Genomic DNA, 17,595 nt, shown 5'->3' on the forward strand with positions numbered 1-17,595 from the left:
ATGCATCAACCTCCTTGTGGGGTGTAGGACAGATATGCAGTAATATTGGACGAAGTGTTGATATCTCGTTCAAATGAGATTTCAAATATGCCTGATTCGCTATTGGAATAATGTCCTGTTGAAGGGTACGTGTTGTAGTTTGACGTTGAGCAATAAAAGATATCATGAAATTGTCCACTCGCGTCTACGGTTTCAATCGGGAACATCCCATACGCGTTGGAAGGTTGCATCTTGTTAATATAACCACCGTTTAGGCTCGGCGAACGAACATTTCCGTCTGAGCCAGTATACGGCGCATGGATGTTGTAATAATAAATACCACCGCTCGCTCTCCAACCTTTACAGTATTTTGCTTTGTTCCCCCAAAAGTTTTCGATACCCAAAAACTTAACACCCTCGTCCCTTGTTTGAGACCCCCAACAAAGACCTTTTTTATTCATAGTTCCGGTAATAAGACCATTGTTACTCCCTTTTCCCAATAATGCCTGCGAATCCAAACCGCAAAACATCATTATAAACATTGCTTGCAAAAATGTACGTTTGCACCATTCTTGCTGTTGATACCCGCTCCCGTTTACAGTCGCAGCAGTATTGCATTCACCTATCAGTTTTCCGGTCGTAGATTGCGCTCCGCTTAATGATCTCAATCTGTCGCTATATATGACACCCTCATATGCGGCCATATACATTGTAGACTGGATCACACCGGCCTCTGACGCGAAAGCGTTTGCACAATAGGTATCGTCAGGAGGCGCCAACGAGAATTTACATCCGATATATTTTTTGCCGTCTGGAGCAGTTTCGGAATAAAACTTGTAGTAGACCAAGGGAAACTCCACCATTACATCCCCATCGTCTCCTGATGTGATGTCAGCAGCAGTCCCGTCGCTACGTTTGCTGTAGTCGTTTGGGTCGAGATAGTACTGCACTATCCCATTTTTTAGTAAACAGGGTCGAATGTTTTTAAAGAGCCACGAGTCGCCCCATGATCCAAAGTCAAAGGTTTCACCCATCGAGGCTGGGAGCCAATTCACCGCGCCGTCCGTATACTCAATTGCGCCGGTTGATGTGCCCATCCGCCATCCGATTACATCCGGCTCTGTGGTCATGGTAATTGTCTCAGTTTGCACCTGCCCACCCTCTGCTGTGACCAGCGCTGCCCCGCCATAATACCGGCTGGGATAATCCAGCAGAATCACGTAGTAGGTATGATTTTCCAAGACGCCAAACTCAGCGTTACCGAGTGCGTCCAATGGCTTGATGAAATCTGCGCCCAACTGCTCGTTACGGATGCGGACGCGCGTATTCCCTACACTACCACCATCCGACGTATTAACGTGGATGATAAGCGTGGAGGCGTAATCTTTGGCCGCCAAGCGCCGGAATACATCATCCGGCACCGCGTCAGGACCAAGCCCGTACAGCGCCGCTGTATCATCCTTGAGCAACGTCGCCTTATTGACCGGCGTGCCCGTCTCTGTCGGCCTGTCCGCCCGTGTCATGTCATAAGTATTGCTTTGTCCGGACACGGGTGTGAGCTTAACTCGGCCTGGATATCTTGGTACTCTATCCTTCATGTCGCTATACCTCCCCTGCGTACAGGTCACCGCTGTAATACCACGCTGCGGTCATGCGGTCGACCCAGACGCCAATTGTATGCAGGTCCCACTCCCACGCGTTGACCTGCCCTGAATCAAGTGTGCTGTTGTACGCAATCTCCCGCCAGTCCGGCAACCGGCAGAACACATCCTGCAGCGCGCAGATATTGCGCCGGATGCGGTCGATCTCCAATTGAGACAGCGGAGTGTCCCGCGTCCAATCCGTCCACGGGCTATCGATTGTGTATCCGTACCTGCTCAGGAGCTCCTGCAGCTCCCGAATCGCCGTCTCGATGCGGTTAAGATCGGCATAGCTGTACGACTCCTGGTCTGTGTGATCCCAATTAAGATCAGGCACTCCCAACCACCTCCACGCCAGATATATATCCGCCGGTCAGATCGATGTCCATGGATGTAACCATCCCGGTCAGCGCCCTGCCGGACGGCTGCTCGATCCGCACCTTGTTGCCCGGCTGCCACGGGCCGGGGAAGAGATCGCCCCGCTCCACGACCCGCTGCTGGTAGTGGTCATATACGCGCTGCGCCATGGCCTGCGCGTCTGCCATCAGAGTGCAGTCCTCCACGGTCATGACATTGGGCCGGGTATTGGCGGGCAAATTGGCCATGTATACGCTGCCGACGAGGCTCGTCTGGTCCTCGTAGGTCTTGCCGGTCAGCGTCCCCTTGCCCGCCGTTGTAACGGTCAGGCGCGCCCAGTTGGCCCCCTGCTCCGCGATCGTTGCCCCCGTACAGGATAGACCTGTCGCGGGGGAGGAGAACTTGACCAACCTATCGCCCGTCTGGCAGTCCTCCGCAAACAGCTCGCCCACATCCGCCGCGAGGCTGTAATTGTGGACATATACCTCGACGCCGGTCACCAGCTCGCGTTGCGTGAGATTGTGGCCGATCACCTTATCGTCCGGCATGATCGTATCCGAGACGCTGGTCGACGGCGGAAAGATGCGTATCCGATCGCCCCGTGCGCAGGAGACCAACGCCCCGGTGGCAAACGCCGCCTGCTGCAGCGCCTCCCGATGCGTGCAGATCGGGAGGTATCCTTTGAGGATGACGTCCGCGAGTGCCGGGTCAAGGTCATACATGTCCACGGCATTAGCCGACGCCATGATCTCGCGCACCAGGTCACCCATCGTGACGCTGTCAAGCCACAGGCCGCCCATGTACTCCGTGCCGTCTATGACGCCCATCAGGTCCGTGCAGGTGGTATCTGTGACGTTGCCGTCGGTCACGGCCTCCTGCAGGTAGTAGGTGCCGATATCCACCTCTCTGCCATCAATCTCCGAGGTGACGATCATCTCTTGTCTCTGTTGGAAGGCCCGGTACGCACCACTCAAATTAAGCATGTCAAACTCGCCACCCGGCGAGTAAAACCGGTAATACAGCATGTTGATCCGCAACTCGGCGGAGAGCGGATCGACCTCCTCAACCACGTTGGCGCTAATCAGATCGTCGTCGCCAAACATCTTGAGTACGCCGTACCGGATGCCGGACATCTTGAGGTAATGATACGGCTTGTTGGTCGCCTTAAACGTGATGACTATCTTGTAGTAATCCTCCACCAGCGGGCCGTAGGTGGCGTTGGCAGAGGTCGGCGCAAAGTCCTCCTCGTGCAGCACCGCGCCGCTCTGGTCGTACCAGGCGATGTGCATCTCGCTGGCCCACTCGTTGACCACCGCATCAAAGATCAGCGTCAGCCCCACAGAGGTGTGAGGCTGTGAAAAGGTGATGATCAGCTTGGATGGCGTGGTAAACCTGCCGTCCGGCCCGCTCATGGAGTTGGACCACCAGCCCATAAACTCGCGGGCCGGTGAGTCAGGAAACAAGGTGCGGCTCCCGTCAAGCGGGATGCCGTCCCCCTCCAGCGTGGCCCATGGCTTGAGCGTCCCGGCCTCATCATGCAGCTGGTAGAGGTCGATCCACGGCTTGCTATCCGGGGCGGACAATGTGGCGTCGTCCACAGCTGTTACGTCCATGAGCCGGAATGATATCCTGCAGTCCGTCCTCATCGTCCATCCTCCAGCGGCAGCACACCGGTCACATTGAGCGCCAGCCCATCCCAGCGCCGGGTGCCGTCCGGCTCCAGAAATACCAGGGCGTCGTTGCCGAGCTCCACGCGGGCGTCCAGCGTCACGTCGTCTTGACCATCCGGCACCGTAATGGATACGGACTCTGCGCTGGTGGCCAGAGCGGCGCGCAGAGCGTCATAATCCGCCTGTGACAGGCTGCCCAGGGTGATGGAGTAGGTGCGGTATCGTGCACGCAGCTCGCTGCGCCTCCTGCCGCTCTCCGCCACCAGATCATACTTGTAATCACGCCGCTCCCCGCGCTTGAGGTCTGAGACCTCCGCGCCGTGGAATGACTGCCCGTTGATCTTGATCACACTGTGGTCCCTCCCTTGATAAGCTTGTCGCCGCGCCGCTTGCGCTCCGTCTCGATGTACGGATACATGTACCGTACGAGGGCGGCCATGTCCCCCTTGACATTGATCGTCGGCGTCGTCTCCACATACTCGTGATAGTAGGTGGACTGCTGCGGCTGTAGTGTTGCAGCGGACGGAATGTTAGCTTTTGCGGCTGCTGCGGTCGACAGGTCCATAATCTCACTGTTGACTGCGCTGCGCATCTTGGCCATCACGTCTGGTAATGTCCGCTCAAACCCCACTCCCACGCCTTGGGCCATTGGCGCTCCGACCAGATCGCGGGTTTTACCGGCTGGGGAGCGGATATCCGCCTCCTCACGCATGGCATTGATCGCCTGGCGCACGATCCTGGCCGCCGCGTCCGACAATGCGCCGGACTTGGAGTACATGCCATCGATCATGCCCTGGATGCTGTCCTGGCCGATGCCGGTGAGTGTGCTGGGCACGCTGGCCAGCGCCGCGTCGAGTTTGCCTGCAAAATCCTTGTTGAGCGTGTCGAGCTGAGACTTGTAAAACTGCTCGGCGACGCCCTTGGCAAGGTCCTGTTGCTTTTGCCACGCGGCCATGTAAGACCCGAACGAGTCAGACGGCAGCGCAAGCAGCGACTGCGCAAATTTGGTGGCCTCCTCGACGCCGAGGGCCGTGACCTGCTCCATAAAGCCCTCTGGCAGCGTGCGCATCTGCAGCTGTGAGAGGGCCTTGTCGTACTCACGGATCGCGTCAATGTGCTCGTCGAGGTTGGACAGGATCAAGTCACCCGTCTCGTCGTCAATCTCAAATAAACTCCCAAACCCGGACAGCTTGCCCTGCATGCTCTCCTGCTGCTTGACAATCTCGTCATGCGCTGCGTTGAACTCGTTTGTGATCTCTGTAACGCGGTCCTTGGTAATCTGCAGCGCCTCATCGTAACCATCCTCAAGCGCGGCCTTGTAGGCGTCTGTGACCTCTTTGCCTGCGTCCTCATAAGCCTTTTTTTGGGCTTTTGCATTATCCTTGATGACGTCAATCTCTTTTTGGAGTGTGGCCTTTTGGGCCTTGCTGACTTTGCCCATCTGCCGCTCTTTGGCCTCGACCATTGAGGCGGTCTCGGCATCCACCTGGCGGTTGTACGCCTCGGTATCCGCCTTGACCCACTGCTCCACGGCGGCAATGGACGCATCCACACCCGCGTTGACAGCGTAGGTCAGGTTATCGATGTAAGACGATCCGACATCCTTATACGAGCTTGCCGTGGCCTTGGCGGCCTTGAGCGCCGCATTGGACAGCGACGTGAGCGCGCCGGTGACATCCTTGGTCTTGTCCTTGACGCCGATCGCGATGCCCGTGGCCAACATTTTGCCGACTTGGTCGCGCATCACGCGAGAGGGGGATTTAATCCCAAAAAAGGACTTGATGTTGTCAAGGACTCCGGATGCAAACCCGATCACCTTATCCTTGAGCCAATCGGCGGCCCCGGAGATGCCCTGCCAGATGCCCTCGACGATGTTTTTGCCTGCATCCATGACCTTGGATTGCAGGGACATAAATGCATCGACCAGCGCGGAGATGATCTGCGGCACCGCCTTGACAATGCCAGTTATGATCTCCGGCAACGCCTCTACCAACGAGATAAACAGAGTAATACCAGCCTCAATGATCTTATCAACGTTTGAGGTCAGGGCGGTCACAATACCGTCTATGATTTTAGGGGCAGCGGCGGAAAGGGATCGTATAATCTCCGGCAGCGCGTCAATCAAGGACAAAAACAGGGTAATGCCCGCGTCGATGAGCTGCGGCAGGTTGTCCATCAGGGCGTCAACGATGCCGCTGATGAGCTCCGGCAGCGCGTCGACGATCGTCTGGATGATTGTCGGTAGGTCCTCGACCAGAGCGGTCAGGAGATCGATGCCTGCCTGCACAATGAGCCCTATGTTATCCAGCAGCGCGGAGAGGATGCCGTCGATGAGCTCTGGCAGCGCCTCCACAAGTGCCGATATGATGTCCGGCAGCCCGTCTACCAGAGCGGACAGCAGATGGATACCGGCGTCGATAATCTGCGGGATCGCCTCAAGCAGCGCGTCGATCAGGCCGGTGACGACGTCCGGGATGGCGTCGATCAGGATGGGCAGACCCTCCAGCAGCCCCTGCAGGAGGCCGTCCAACAGCTGGATCGCCGCGTCGACCAGCAGCGGGATGTTGCTGATTAGCCCCTGAACCAGGGCGATGACCATCTCGACCGCCTGTGGGATCAGCGCCGGGAGCGTATCCGCGATGCCCTGGATCAGGGACCCAAGCAGGGAGACGCCCGTAGTGACGATCTCCGGCAGGAGCGTCATGATGCCGCCAACCAGCGACTCAATGATAGAGCTGGCGCTGGACATCAGCGTGGGGAGGTTGTCCTGGATGCCAGTGATCAGCGACGAGAGCAGCGACGTCGCCAGCTCGACGAGCTGCGGGGCTGCCTCGGCGATGGACGACAATAAGGTCGCAAAGACGCCGCCAAATGCCTCGACCAGCCCGGAGAGGCCGCCCGCCGCAAAGGCATTTTGCAAGCCTTGAAACGCGGTTACAGCGGACTTGGCGGTATCCGTCAACGGCTCCTTGAGGTCCTCATAGACAGCGATCCCCAGGTTTTGCGCGTTGGTCTTAATTTTTGCCACGGCCCCGTCAAACGTGTCCGTCATGGTGCCATACGCATCATCCAGCGCCGTGGTGTTGCTGGACATCTCATCCAGCGTCTCTCCCATCAGGGACATGCCCTGGTCGCTGGTCAGCGTCAGGACGGTGTTGAGGGCCTCGACGCTGCCAAACAGGGATGCCATCTGATCAGTGTTGCCGCCTGTCTTGGCCTTGATTTCTTCCAAAAATCCCGCCCAGCCTTTACCTTGCAGGGCGGCGGTGGAAAAATCGATGCCCAGCTTCTCGGCCATCTTCTGCGCGTCGGCGGTGGGCTTGATGATATTGGACAGTGCGGCCTTCATGCCGGTCATCGCTTCGCTGGTTCCGATGCCGTTCGCGGTCAAGGACGCCACTGAGGCAAGCAGATCGTCAACAGAGACGCCCGCCGCGTTAGCGGTCGGCGCGACCGTACCAATGCTGGAGGCAAGCTCGCCAAAGGTCGTCTTGCCCAAATTTTGTGTGACCAAAAACTTATTGGCCAGCCCCTCAGCGTCGGTGGTCTCCATGCCATAGGCATTGAGTGCCGATGTCAATCCATCGACCGCCGTCTCGGTGTCCGTAAAGCCGCCCTTGGCCGCCTTGACCGCCACAGCGACGAGGTCGGTCGCGTGGGCCGTGTCCGCGCCTGCGGAGATCGCGCTGTACAGCGCCTCGTTGAGCGCTGCCGCCGACTCGCCTGTCTCGTTGGACAGGTTGATAACCTCGCCCTTGAGCTCATCCAGACTCTTGACTGAGGTATCGGCGATCGTGCTCACCTTGGCCAGCGAGGTCTCAAACTCGGACCCCACCTTGACCGCATACCCTGCCGCGCCAACCAGGGCAGCACTCATTCCGGCGATCGCCGCCGTGACGCCCTTAACCGCCTTACCAGCGACGTTACCTAAATTGTCAAGCGTGCTCTCAAACTTACTGTCATCACCGTCGATCTCAATGATAACTGATCCATCTGCCGCCAATATCTCCACCTCCTGGGAGACCATCGGCAGCTCAGGCTCTACTTGGTCTTATCACTATTACTGTTGATCCTAACCTCAAATATCCGCTTGCAATTGCGCCCTTTGCAGCGGACGAAGACGCCCCTGCAGATCGCATCCTTTGCGGCCTGCAGGGGCATCTCATACCCGCAGTGCGGGCACTTAACCTTGTCCATGTCCATTATTACATGTCTCCTCAAACCGTCGTGCGACATACTCCTTCATCCGGCTGTCACGCTCGGCGAGCGTCAGGCGGTCCTCCGCGCTGCCGCGCCGCAGCTCATAGAGCTTGCGCATCCGCTCGTAATGTTTTTTTTGCGATTTTGGCAACTCGGATAGGTCGGCGGTGCGATAATGCACCCGCCGCATGAATCCACTGTCCTCCGGTAACCCAAACATCAGGCGTCTAAACGTCCACCAGTGCAGCTGTATCGTGGCAAGGTCAATCCCGTACGCCTGCCAAAACGATGAGAGCAGGACGTCTGCGTCCTGCTCAAAATCATATGCGCGCTCTTGCCGACGCAATCCGGAGGCCTCTCCAGCGGTCTCATCCGGAGGTGGTTGACCGAGGCGGTAAAACTGCAGCGCGGCGTCGACCGCCGCATTGATGTCGCTCGGGATGCATGAATACCACAACTGCATCAACCGCATTACGTCCGTGTCGCCGCTAAGCAAGGCGAGCTCAAACTCTACACCGACCCGGAAATCCGTATTGATCGGATATGACTGACCATCAACCTCTACCGTCTCCGGAGGGCGGCTGAGAGGGCAGGTCATCTCTTACTGCGATCAATCGCGCGGCGCTGGGCGCGGTTGAGCGGCTGCTGGCCGGCAGACCGCGCGACCATCTGCGCCGTAAACTCACCGGACTTGGACTTAACTTGCCCAACAAAATCATCGTATGCGGTGTATATATCCTTGACGTTGACGCGATCACCAAAGATTTTAAGCGCCGTGCCCTCACCGCAAACGGCATCAAAAAAGTCCTGCATCGCGTCGCACAAGCGACGCAGGACGAAGTGCTTATCCTCTCCGTCTACTTTAGCGCTAACCGCATCAGATACGCGTTGGACTTCCCCCTCAAAACGCTCGATGTTCTCGAGGTCAAAAGTATCGTACTCAATCTCAACCCCGTTTAAGATATATTTATCCAATTTATATCCCCCTCCTAAATTAAGACGCTGACGCGCTGTACGTGTAATCAACCGGCTGCGATCCGAGCTTTTTCAGTTCAATGTCAACGGCTGCGGACTCTCCGGCGTTGCCGGAGGCGTCAGAGTTGACAATGATAGATGCGACGCCCTTCTCGCCCTTTCCGTTGAGCAAGCAGAAGTAGACGTACGGTACGGATACCGCGTTGCCGGTGCCATACTTGATGGCATGCGATAACGCGTAATCTTGGAAGGCATCCCCGACATAGCGGTCGCCACTAACCTTAAAGCTGCGCTGGGTGCCGGTCTTAGTGGTGGACTGGCCCGCGCGAATATACGTCTTATCCTGCGTGGTCGGGTTGAGCTGCGCGTCCAAACCGGCGACGCCGATCTCAACGACCACATACGTGCCGGGTGCCCCGTCCTTGGCGGCGCTGATATCGACCGCGAGGACATAGTCGTCGTTGGTTACCCACCCCTCGTAGTCTGCCTCTGGCGTGTGGCCTGCCATAAGCTCTGCAAGTGTCATGTTATCTCTCTCCTCTCTGCATATAGGTCAGCTCCATCTGTATCTGATACCGAGCAATCTCGTGATCGTCCGTGTAGTCCAGATAGCCAGGTGTGGTGACCTCAATCTTTCGTATGGTGCGTCCCTCCCCGAGGTCGGGGAGGTGCTTGGGCCTGCGATTCTGCTGCTCAACCCAGGCAGAAAAATCCTCATAAAATGCCAGGTTTCCAGTGTTTTGCGAGATGTCCGCGCTCACCACCTCGCGGGAAGCGAGCACGAACAGAAACCGCTTGATCTTGGACCCGTCCATATATTGTTTTACGGTTTCTCGGCACGGGACAACCTCAATGGAGTACGACTGTGCGTCCGTGGGCAAAAAGTCCACGTTGAGGCGCTCGCCCTCCAGCGCGGGACAGGTCTTGAGCCACGCCCGCACCGCCTCGATAATCGTCATTTGCGTTTGCCTCCTACAAATTTCGCGAGGTCGTCTATGACCTCATCGCCACGGTCGGCCATCATGCGCTTGTCCCAGTGCGGGCCGCGCATCGGCGCGCCGTGATAATTGAGCGGAGCGCCGCTCCTGCTCTTGCCCTCGTATTGGGTGTTGGCGTAGGGCTGATTGTACAGGATGGCGCGCCCCTCGCTGTCAATCTGACGCGTATTCTTGAGCGTGCTAGATTGCATCGGGACATATTTGTCCGATAGCCTGGCCACCGTGACGGCCAGATGCCTGCGCGCGCTCGTGGATGCGCCCAGGCCGCGCGACCGGAGGATGGCTCCGGTCTCGATGCGCGGGTATATCTTGGTACGGCTGCTCATGCTCCGCTCACCAGCCAGTGTGGATTGCGTCCACGCCGGTTATCCCCGACCGCCGTAACGGCAAAATACTCGGTGTCCTTGAGGTCGGCAGGGGAGGATACCGACGCCACGACGCCGCGTACCAGATAATCCCCCTTGCGCGGCGGCTTATCCCCCGGCAGTGCGCCGGAGGGAATGCGGCACTTGAGCACGTTGGCCGTGGTCAGCCTTTGCGACGCGTTGGAGATCGCGGTCTTGGCGTACCAGCTCGCGCCACGGACCACCACGCACTCATACCGGTCGCTGTCCGTCAGCTCAATGTGACGCACCAGCGTCACCGTCTCATTACACATCAGCACCTTAACCACCTCCCTGGTACATAAGGCCGGTCATCCCGAGATACCGCAGGGCGATATCGTATAGCCGCTGCTGTGGTGACCTGCCGCTCGTGACATAAGTCTCTGAGTACCCGTCGTTGGACGCGCTGGCCACCTCGCCGCCCTGCTCCTGCAGGTACATCTCCTCTGCAACCGCACACGCTGCGTCATTAAGCGCAGCCCGGTGCAGCTGTGCGGCCTGGCCGCGTGACAGGCCAAGCGTCATCTGATCAATATAGGCACCGGCGCGGCGGATGAGGCGCGGAAATACCGCCTCATCCAGCCGATCACCCCGGTACTCAAGGCAATAGTAATCGTAATCGGGGAGCAGCATCACACCGCCCCCTTATCCGTTGGGGACCAGGGTGATCTCCTTGGACACCGCCGCGTCTGTGACCGTGAGGGACTCCGTCACCGGGTGATACCCGCGCTTGCTGATCTTGACGGCATAGCTGCCTGGACGCAGGGCGAGTGTGGCAACGCCGGTCACACTGGTCTTAACTCTCGCGCCGGAGACGTCCACGGTCGCGCCCTCAACCGCTACAGGCGTGTCCGCGTTATCCTTGACGGTATACGTCACCGTCTGCGTCGTCACCGGTGTAGCGGGCTCGAGGTAAGCAAACGGGCAAGTGGTACGTCCCGTATCCAGCCTGGTTGCCGGGTTGGGCAGCGCCCAGCCCATCCTAAACGTTACGCGCAGCGCAATCATGTCCTGCTGCGCGAGGTTGTACTTGATCGCCTTGGTGACGTGGTCCTGAATGACGCCTTGATCCAGAATCTTGACCGTGATGTCCTGCCTGATCGCATAAACCGCCTGGCCAAAATTGCCGACAATGAGCTCGGCCACACTCGGGTCGAAGGACCCATTGTCGGGGAAATACATCGGCGCGCCATCGAGACCGTACGACGTGGCCCCCTGCATGCTGGTCACAAAGATGGGGTGACCGTCCGTGCCCTTGAGGCCGCGCAGCTTGGCGCGCATCGTCATGGCGGAGATCGCGCCGGTCACCATGTGGCCGGACTGCTCCACCTTGGAGATGACTCCATTATCGCCCATTAGGAGATCATAGTAGTTCGGGTTTGCGCCAGACGCGACATTGTTACCTGCTTGGCGTGCGCGGGTAATGATGTCCACAGGCCAATTAGCAGGCCGACCAGCCCCGAAAATGATTGCCCCGTCTACGCATTTACCGATCGCTTCCATGATTTTGGGCTGTACCTCGCCGAGGATATCAAATGAGGCGTCCGAGATAACCGCATTGGGGACGGGGACGATGACCGCCAACTCCTCCGCCGTGAGGTACACATTATCCCACGACTGCGAGCTGGCCGGAATATATCCAATGTCTCCCTCCACCCAATATGCCTCCGGCAGCATGTTGACAACCGGAACGCGGGTCTGATTGCTGGTCATGTTTGGCAGCTTTTTGGCCAGAGCCATGAATACCGACTGCTTGGGTGCCTCTTGCTGGATCGTGCTGATGAGTTGCTCTTGGATGAGGGCCTCTGCGGCCTGTCTGTCTACAATTGACATATCTTAATCCTCCCCGTGGCCAAAGAGCGCACGCAGCGCCGCATTGGCTTCATCTTTTTTATCGTTTCCTGTGCTACCGACCTCCCGGCCACCCTGGTGGCTGAGGCCGGTCTTGGTTTTGACGTCCGGCTCGAAATACGCCGACGTCACCTCACCCTTACGCAAGGGCGCGAGCTGCTCGTCCAGTCCGATGATCTTGCCCTGCACATACGAGAGCTTATCGCGGTCGAGATGCGCCTTGACCGCAACGGGGTCCTTGGCCTTGGCCATCGTGAGAGCCTTATCAAGGGCAAAATCAAACTCCTGCGCTTGCAACTTGCGCTCGGCTTCTTCGGCCTTGGTCTTCCAGGTGGGGTCGTAGCCCTCCAGCTTCTTGTTGGCGTCCTCGGCCTGGGATTTAAGGGTTGTGATTGTCGCATTGAGGTTGTCCACGTCGCCCTTGGGCACATACGCGCCGCCAGCAGCGTTGACCGCCTCGATGCCCTTGTCTTTGGCCGCCTTGGCCAACTGATCGTAGGTCAGCGCCTGATCACCAAAAAGTTCTTTCAAAAATTCCATGGTGCTCCTCCTTTAAAAGTGACTTAAAAACTTAAAACCAGGTATTAAAAAAGCACCGTACCGTCTGGTACGATGCTAATTTATGAGATTGTGGTGTTAACCATAGTCGATCTCAGGGATGATATCCCGCAGAGCCTTGCCCTGGATGATCCAGTGATCAAGCAGATCGTCTACGGTATCAAACACAAGATCGACGTCGCCGGGGCTGTCCTCGGCAGTTACATAATACTTGCCGTCAGGTGAGCAGACAGTGTACTCCTTGCCGTTGTACCCAAACGATGGCTCGTTGTATAGCAATATGTCGGCAAATGCTTTTGCAGTCAATTTCACCCCTCCTCAAATAGGTCTTTATGGGCCTCTTTCTCTGCTTGAGTGAGCTCTCTGGTGGTTTTAGTTGGTTTTCCGTTATCGTCCGGCCATGCGTAATCATGTATATGCTCGCCATGATTCCCATACGGGTGGCGCTTCGGTGTGCCGTGGTCTCCGCCGTGTATCTGCGTTACCATTTTGCCGTCGGCGTCATAGATAACGCGGTCACGCTGCTTGCCCTTGCGGGATACGGTATCCACCACCGCATTGGGGCGGTAGGTCTTTGGGATGCTCTGGTGAGGACGATCCGTCCAATCGTCGGTTGGGATGATCGTCCCGTTTTTATTGTATCTGTATTTTGCGTACTTATCAAGGGCTACGCGGCTCTGTGCTGCCTGTGACTGTCCATACTTGGCGATCTGCTCACGAGCGGCTTGGCGCTTGAGACCGGTCTGGCGCACAAAGTCTTTCTGGGCATTCTGCCACTGCTTGATTTTGGCCGCGCTCTCATAGGTGTCCTGGCCAGCGGCGTCCATGGCAGCATACTCCCGCTTCCACCGGCGCACCTGTCTCTCAATGTAACGTTGCTGCTGCGACGCCTCGTACTCCGTCATCGCCTTGCCGTTATACCGGTACTTCTTGGAGTCATAATCCGCGAGGTCAGCCTTACTATACGTCCTCACCGAGCCGTCGTAATAAGGATAGAAGCTATGCCTGCAGTTCCACCCACCGAGACCCGCGCCGGAGCCATACCCAGTGGACCGCACAAAATCCGGATACTTGGATGATTTACCCGACCGGCTGTAGACCTGCCCCTGCCAGGCGGCGTGCTCCGGGCGCGCGCCCGCGTGGGCCGTGGTCTCGACCAGGTCGCACTCCATCTCGTCGGCCAGGTCCATCTGCAGCTGCAGAGCGGTCTGGTTGACGCCGGTCAGCACCGCGCGACGGACAGCCACCTCGATGTTGTCCCGGTGGCCGGACGGATATGTCACCGCGCCGATGCCCTGCCGCGCGAGTTCCTTGACCGCACGGCGAATGGCGGTATTGTAATCCATCGCGCCGGTCGACACCGTCAGATACGCCTTATCCAGCGCATGCTCCAGCTGCCCGGTGGCCGTGGCTGCGGTCGTCCTGGTGAGATTGACAAACAGCCCCTGCGTCCACTTGTATCCGGTCTCAAGCGTCTTACGCATTGCTTCGGACGCCGCCAGAGGGGGAGGGTCAAGCCCCTGCTCCCGATAGATGGAGGCGTCAAACTTGATCGACTCTTGTCCAGCCTCCATCATGAGGCGCTTGAGCTCCTCGGTGGTTTTGCCCGTGCGTGCGGCGAGAGCCTCAATTACATAGCTATGATAGTTGCCCATCTCAATGAGCTTGCGGTACTGCCAGTCCGTTGCCGGAGTCCAGTAATCACACTTGGCGATCCGCCTGGCCATCTCCTCCAGCAGATCGGTCTCGACCTCGCTGTATAGCTCAATCATGGCGTCCGGCAGCTGCTCCAGATATTTAGGCTTTAACATCAGCTTGTATTACCGCCCGATTGGCGGCTGAAGCCAAACGGATCGGCCTCCTCCTGGTCTGCGCCGGACAGTTCCGCCGCCATCGCCTTGGCATCCCCCTCAGTCTCTCCAAAGTATTTGGCTCGATACTCCCATACAGCCATGAGGCCGTCTCGCACCTGCTGCATGTCACGCAGCTGCTCACTAGGTCGATCCTCAATGATTGAGTCGTCAAAATTGATCGCAACATCAAAGTCCGTGGGCAGACCAAGGAGAGATGCGATCGCACGGCACATCCCAATAAGCGCAGATTGTAACACTAATTCATGCTTTTTAAGATTTTGAAATAGGTCAGATTTTTCAGAAACTACCTCCATCGCTGTTTTGACGTTATCTGCGCTAAATTTGTACCTTCCGTTGCCGAGACCGCACTTGGTCGATACCAGATTAAGCCCGGTCTTGAGTCCTGCCTCGTGCGCCTCGTGCCGTAACTCCATATTAATTTCTGAGATTTTTTGCCCCGTGTCATTGCCGGAGGTTTCAAACGCAAAAAATTCCGTGTCATTATCATCAAATACCGGGTTTTTCATCCCGTCTTCTTGCTGGACAATTCGTGCCATCGAGATCGGAACCATGATGCGTTTTTTTCCGAGTCTAAACTCATTGACATAACTGTCATATATGAGGTCCAGCCCCTCCAGCTCATCCAGTGCGTTGGCGTATACGGAGATTCCCATCGGGCAATCCAGATCAAGGTTGTTGACGATGTTAGGGGTAATGATTTGATACAGCGGGATATTAGACCCGGTGCGTACTGTGGCCTCCACGCCATCCGGTAGAGATACAGGGGAGAGCGCGTTGCCCATCCGCGTAAACATCTCGTTATCGACCACATATTGCCCGCGCTCCAGCCGGTGGGTATTGAGATACACCAGCTTGTCTCTGCTCTGAGAGCGCTCCGTCGCGAACGCGCACTCCAAAATCCTGCCGTTATCCCAAGAGATGGGGTGGATCATGCCAGCACGGATGTAGTCGATACGGACGTCATCTCCATCCTTGTACTCGACCAGCGCGCCAGTACCCAGCGCATACGCCAGCTCCAGAAGCTGGTTGCCGCGCACCCAGAAGTTATTGGCATCCAGCACTTGATGGACTGCCGCACCCACCGCTTCGTCCGATATGACAATCTCAACCTTTTCGTTCAGTGCTAAAGCCGCCCAGTCCTCGCAGACCTTTTTCGCCATGCCCAGACTCTTGCGAGTCCGGGCGATGCGCTTGAAGCCGTTGTATTGCCGGTATGTATGGACGCTGGCTACCTTGCCCTTGTACCACTTAGCCCATCGGTCAATCTGCCGATAGTAGGCGTCGTCCACCGTACTGTATCCCTTACGGGAGAGATATTGCGTAATCGCTTGCAATGGGCATCACCTCCTACAAGTAGAGTATCTGGTCTTGCATGGACTCGGTGGAGTATTCCATGCTATCCAGGCTGTCGATGTTCATTCGGCCATCATCCAGCCGGATGTCCTTGGTCTGGTCTTTGTCATCGTAGACCGCCTCCTCCAGCGCGCCTATGGTGTGGGTGCAATGCCGGAGGATTTTGTATCGTCCTTGCGCCATGAGCGATGTGTAAAATGCGATACGGTCGTTGATCGGCCCCTTGCGGGCATTGAGGATGTCAATACCGAGGCGGGCGCGCATCGCGGCAGCCGTCAAGCCCTGGATGAGGGTCTGCTCTGCGCTGTCGCAGTACGCCTCCGTCACCCGATACCGGGCTTTTGCCCTGCGGACAAAGTCGATAAATGCCTTATCTACATCTGCTGGAGACAGGCGTCCGTCCTTGCGGTTATTATGGTAGTACTCGTCGAGGGTGACGACCTCCTTATACCCTCGCGTATAACCTGTGAGGGTGAAGCTGTGAGCGGAGGTGGTGCCACCAAAGTCCACGCCTATGACCGCGTACATGATGTTGGATGGATTGTAATCGTCATCGACGACGTAATCCTCCGGGCGATCGGCAAATTGCTGGTAGATCAGGCCGTCCGCTGCCACCCATAGACCCAGGATGTTGCGCTTGTAATACACACCGGTGTACATGCGCCGGTACTTGTCCTTGACTTGCTGAGACAGCGTGAGATTGTCGTCAAGCCCAAAGTGCAGCAGGCAGATGTTTTTGGCGTCTGCCTGTTTGATGTAGCCCTCGTTGATGTAATGGTGTGGCCCGGCAGGGTTGCAGTTGAGCCACATTTTGGCTCCCTTGACGCTGCAGCGGCCAATGGCTTGGACGACAAAGCTCTCTGGCATGAGGGCCGCCTCATCGAGGTACGCCCCGGCTGCGGTCAGACCCTGCAGCTTGTCCTGGGACGCCTCGTTGTTGGCCTCATAGAGGTAGTACACATTGTCTCCGATCTCAATGCTGTTGTCCTGGCCGCCCCGGTGGTACACATATGACCAGTGCCAGGCGCGCAGTATTTGCAGCATCGGTCCGATGACGTTTTTTTTCAAGGCCCCAATGGTTTTTCCGGCAACGATAAAGTTCTGCCCGGAGTAATTACTCTGGGCAAATTGGAGGAATGAGCAGATGCACGCGATGGTCTTGCCCGATCGGATGGAGCCGTCCGCGATCACCATGTCGCAGGGCGCGTAAGGCGATCCGGGACGCCACCAATGCAGCAACCTCTGTTGCTGCGGGGAGAACGGAAGGAATTTAAACTCTTGACCGCCTGATTTACGTCTCCTTGGCATCGTTTACCTCCTCAAACAGCTTTTTGAGGTCTTCCTCGCTGGGGCTGGTGGCCGCCAAAAAATTGGCAATGCCCGCGCCGGTGTCGCTATCTGTTGAGTAATACTCCAAATACAGCTTGATTGCGTTGGTGTCTCCTGCGACGCAGCGGTCCACCAGCCCCTTATGCACGGCAGCGGACTCCGTGACGCTGTACTTGACGATGAGGTCGTCAAGCTCTTTGGCGTAGTCCTTTGGCCTGAGCATCCCATGGCGTCGTTTCAGGGATTTCAAGTCATCGAGGATGTCAAACTCGATGCGGGAGGTTTGCGCCCGCATGGCGTCCTGCAGCATATTAATTGATTGTGTTTTCCTGCGGCCCATATGGGCGCTCACCTCCTTTTCAGATTTTGGCTTATATGGCCCCTGTAAGGCATTGGGGGTCATATGGTACAAACTCCACCGGTGCATC

At 57.2% G+C, this 17,595-nt stretch carries 19 protein-coding genes; all 19 read right to left on the reverse strand.

Going from position 1 to position 17,595, the window contains the following annotated elements:
- Positions 1-5: 5 nt before the first annotated feature.
- Complete coding sequence (locus BN2106_RS16810; protein ID WP_050698971.1) at positions 6-1,577, reverse strand: hypothetical protein; 1,572 nt, start codon at positions 1,575-1,577, stop codon at positions 6-8.
- A 4-nt stretch (positions 1,578-1,581) separates the two neighbouring features.
- Entirely contained in the window at positions 1,582-1,956 is a 375-nt protein-coding gene (locus BN2106_RS12840; protein WP_050698972.1) for a hypothetical protein, read from the reverse strand.
- Positions 1,949-3,589 carry a hypothetical protein gene (locus BN2106_RS12845; RefSeq protein ID WP_154666527.1) on the reverse strand — a complete coding sequence of 547 codons (1,641 nt, stop codon included), beginning with the start codon at positions 3,587-3,589 and terminating at the stop codon, positions 1,949-1,951. The genes BN2106_RS12840 and BN2106_RS12845 overlap by 8 nt, the downstream gene beginning before the upstream one ends.
- Before the next feature lie 29 nt (positions 3,590-3,618).
- Complete coding sequence (locus tag BN2106_RS12850; RefSeq protein WP_050698974.1) at positions 3,619-3,996, reverse strand: hypothetical protein; 378 nt, start codon at positions 3,994-3,996, stop codon at positions 3,619-3,621.
- Positions 3,993-7,649: a phage tail tape measure protein gene (locus tag BN2106_RS12855; protein ID WP_050698975.1), complete on the reverse strand. Its 3,657-nt coding sequence runs from the start codon at positions 7,647-7,649 to the stop codon at positions 3,993-3,995. The genes BN2106_RS12850 and BN2106_RS12855 overlap by 4 nt, the downstream gene beginning before the upstream one ends.
- 180 nt (positions 7,650-7,829) lie before the next feature.
- The gene (locus tag BN2106_RS12860; protein ID WP_050698976.1) at positions 7,830-8,444 is read right to left on the reverse strand and encodes a Gp15 family bacteriophage protein; all 615 of its coding nucleotides are present in this window, start codon (positions 8,442-8,444) and stop codon (positions 7,830-7,832) included.
- Positions 8,441-8,821: a DUF6673 family protein gene (locus tag BN2106_RS12865; protein ID WP_050698977.1), complete on the reverse strand. Its 381-nt coding sequence runs from the start codon at positions 8,819-8,821 to the stop codon at positions 8,441-8,443. Before BN2106_RS12865 ends, BN2106_RS12860 begins: the two co-directional genes overlap by 4 nt.
- A 19-nt stretch (positions 8,822-8,840) precedes the next feature.
- Positions 8,841-9,347: a phage tail tube protein gene (locus BN2106_RS12870; protein ID WP_050698978.1), complete on the reverse strand. Its 507-nt coding sequence runs from the start codon at positions 9,345-9,347 to the stop codon at positions 8,841-8,843.
- A gap of 1 nt (position 9,348) precedes the next feature.
- The gene (locus BN2106_RS12875) at positions 9,349-9,780 is read right to left on the reverse strand and encodes a hypothetical protein (RefSeq protein WP_050698979.1); all 432 of its coding nucleotides are present in this window, start codon (positions 9,778-9,780) and stop codon (positions 9,349-9,351) included.
- Entirely contained in the window at positions 9,777-10,145 is a 369-nt protein-coding gene (locus tag BN2106_RS12880) for a minor capsid protein (RefSeq protein ID WP_050698980.1), read from the reverse strand. The genes BN2106_RS12875 and BN2106_RS12880 overlap by 4 nt, the downstream gene beginning before the upstream one ends.
- Positions 10,142-10,477, reverse strand: coding sequence for a DUF6751 family protein (locus tag BN2106_RS12885; RefSeq protein ID WP_330379850.1), 336 nt, complete (start codon positions 10,475-10,477; stop codon positions 10,142-10,144). Before BN2106_RS12885 ends, BN2106_RS12880 begins: the two co-directional genes overlap by 4 nt.
- 7 nt (positions 10,478-10,484) lie before the next feature.
- The gene (locus tag BN2106_RS12890; protein ID WP_050698982.1) at positions 10,485-10,835 is read right to left on the reverse strand and encodes a head-tail connector protein; all 351 of its coding nucleotides are present in this window, start codon (positions 10,833-10,835) and stop codon (positions 10,485-10,487) included.
- A 12-nt stretch (positions 10,836-10,847) separates the two neighbouring features.
- Entirely contained in the window at positions 10,848-12,035 is a 1,188-nt protein-coding gene (locus BN2106_RS12895) for a phage major capsid protein (protein WP_050698983.1), read from the reverse strand.
- Positions 12,036-12,038: 3 nt separating this feature from the next.
- On the reverse strand, positions 12,039-12,593 hold the full coding sequence (locus BN2106_RS12900; RefSeq protein ID WP_050698984.1) for a phage scaffolding protein: 555 nt from the start codon (positions 12,591-12,593) through the stop codon (positions 12,039-12,041).
- Between the two features lie 96 nt (positions 12,594-12,689).
- Positions 12,690-12,917 carry a hypothetical protein gene (locus tag BN2106_RS12905; RefSeq protein ID WP_050698985.1) on the reverse strand — a complete coding sequence of 76 codons (228 nt, stop codon included), beginning with the start codon at positions 12,915-12,917 and terminating at the stop codon, positions 12,690-12,692.
- Between the two features lie 2 nt (positions 12,918-12,919).
- Positions 12,920-14,422: a phage minor capsid protein gene (locus tag BN2106_RS12910; protein WP_050698986.1), complete on the reverse strand. Its 1,503-nt coding sequence runs from the start codon at positions 14,420-14,422 to the stop codon at positions 12,920-12,922.
- A complete protein-coding gene (locus tag BN2106_RS12915; RefSeq protein WP_050698987.1) occupies positions 14,422-15,819 on the reverse strand; it encodes a phage portal protein in 1,398 nt (465 codons plus the stop codon). The genes BN2106_RS12910 and BN2106_RS12915 overlap by 1 nt, the downstream gene beginning before the upstream one ends.
- A 13-nt stretch (positions 15,820-15,832) precedes the next feature.
- Positions 15,833-17,146 (reverse strand): PBSX family phage terminase large subunit, encoded by a 1,314-nt coding sequence (locus BN2106_RS12920; RefSeq protein WP_082236500.1) that lies wholly within the window; start codon positions 17,144-17,146, stop codon positions 15,833-15,835.
- Positions 17,130-17,507: a hypothetical protein gene (locus BN2106_RS12925; protein ID WP_050698989.1), complete on the reverse strand. Its 378-nt coding sequence runs from the start codon at positions 17,505-17,507 to the stop codon at positions 17,130-17,132. Before BN2106_RS12925 ends, BN2106_RS12920 begins: the two co-directional genes overlap by 17 nt.
- Positions 17,508-17,595 lie beyond the last annotated feature (88 nt).

This window comes from Anaeromassilibacillus senegalensis, assembly GCF_001261775.1.
Lineage (GTDB): Bacteria > Bacillota > Clostridia > Oscillospirales > Acutalibacteraceae > Anaeromassilibacillus > Anaeromassilibacillus senegalensis.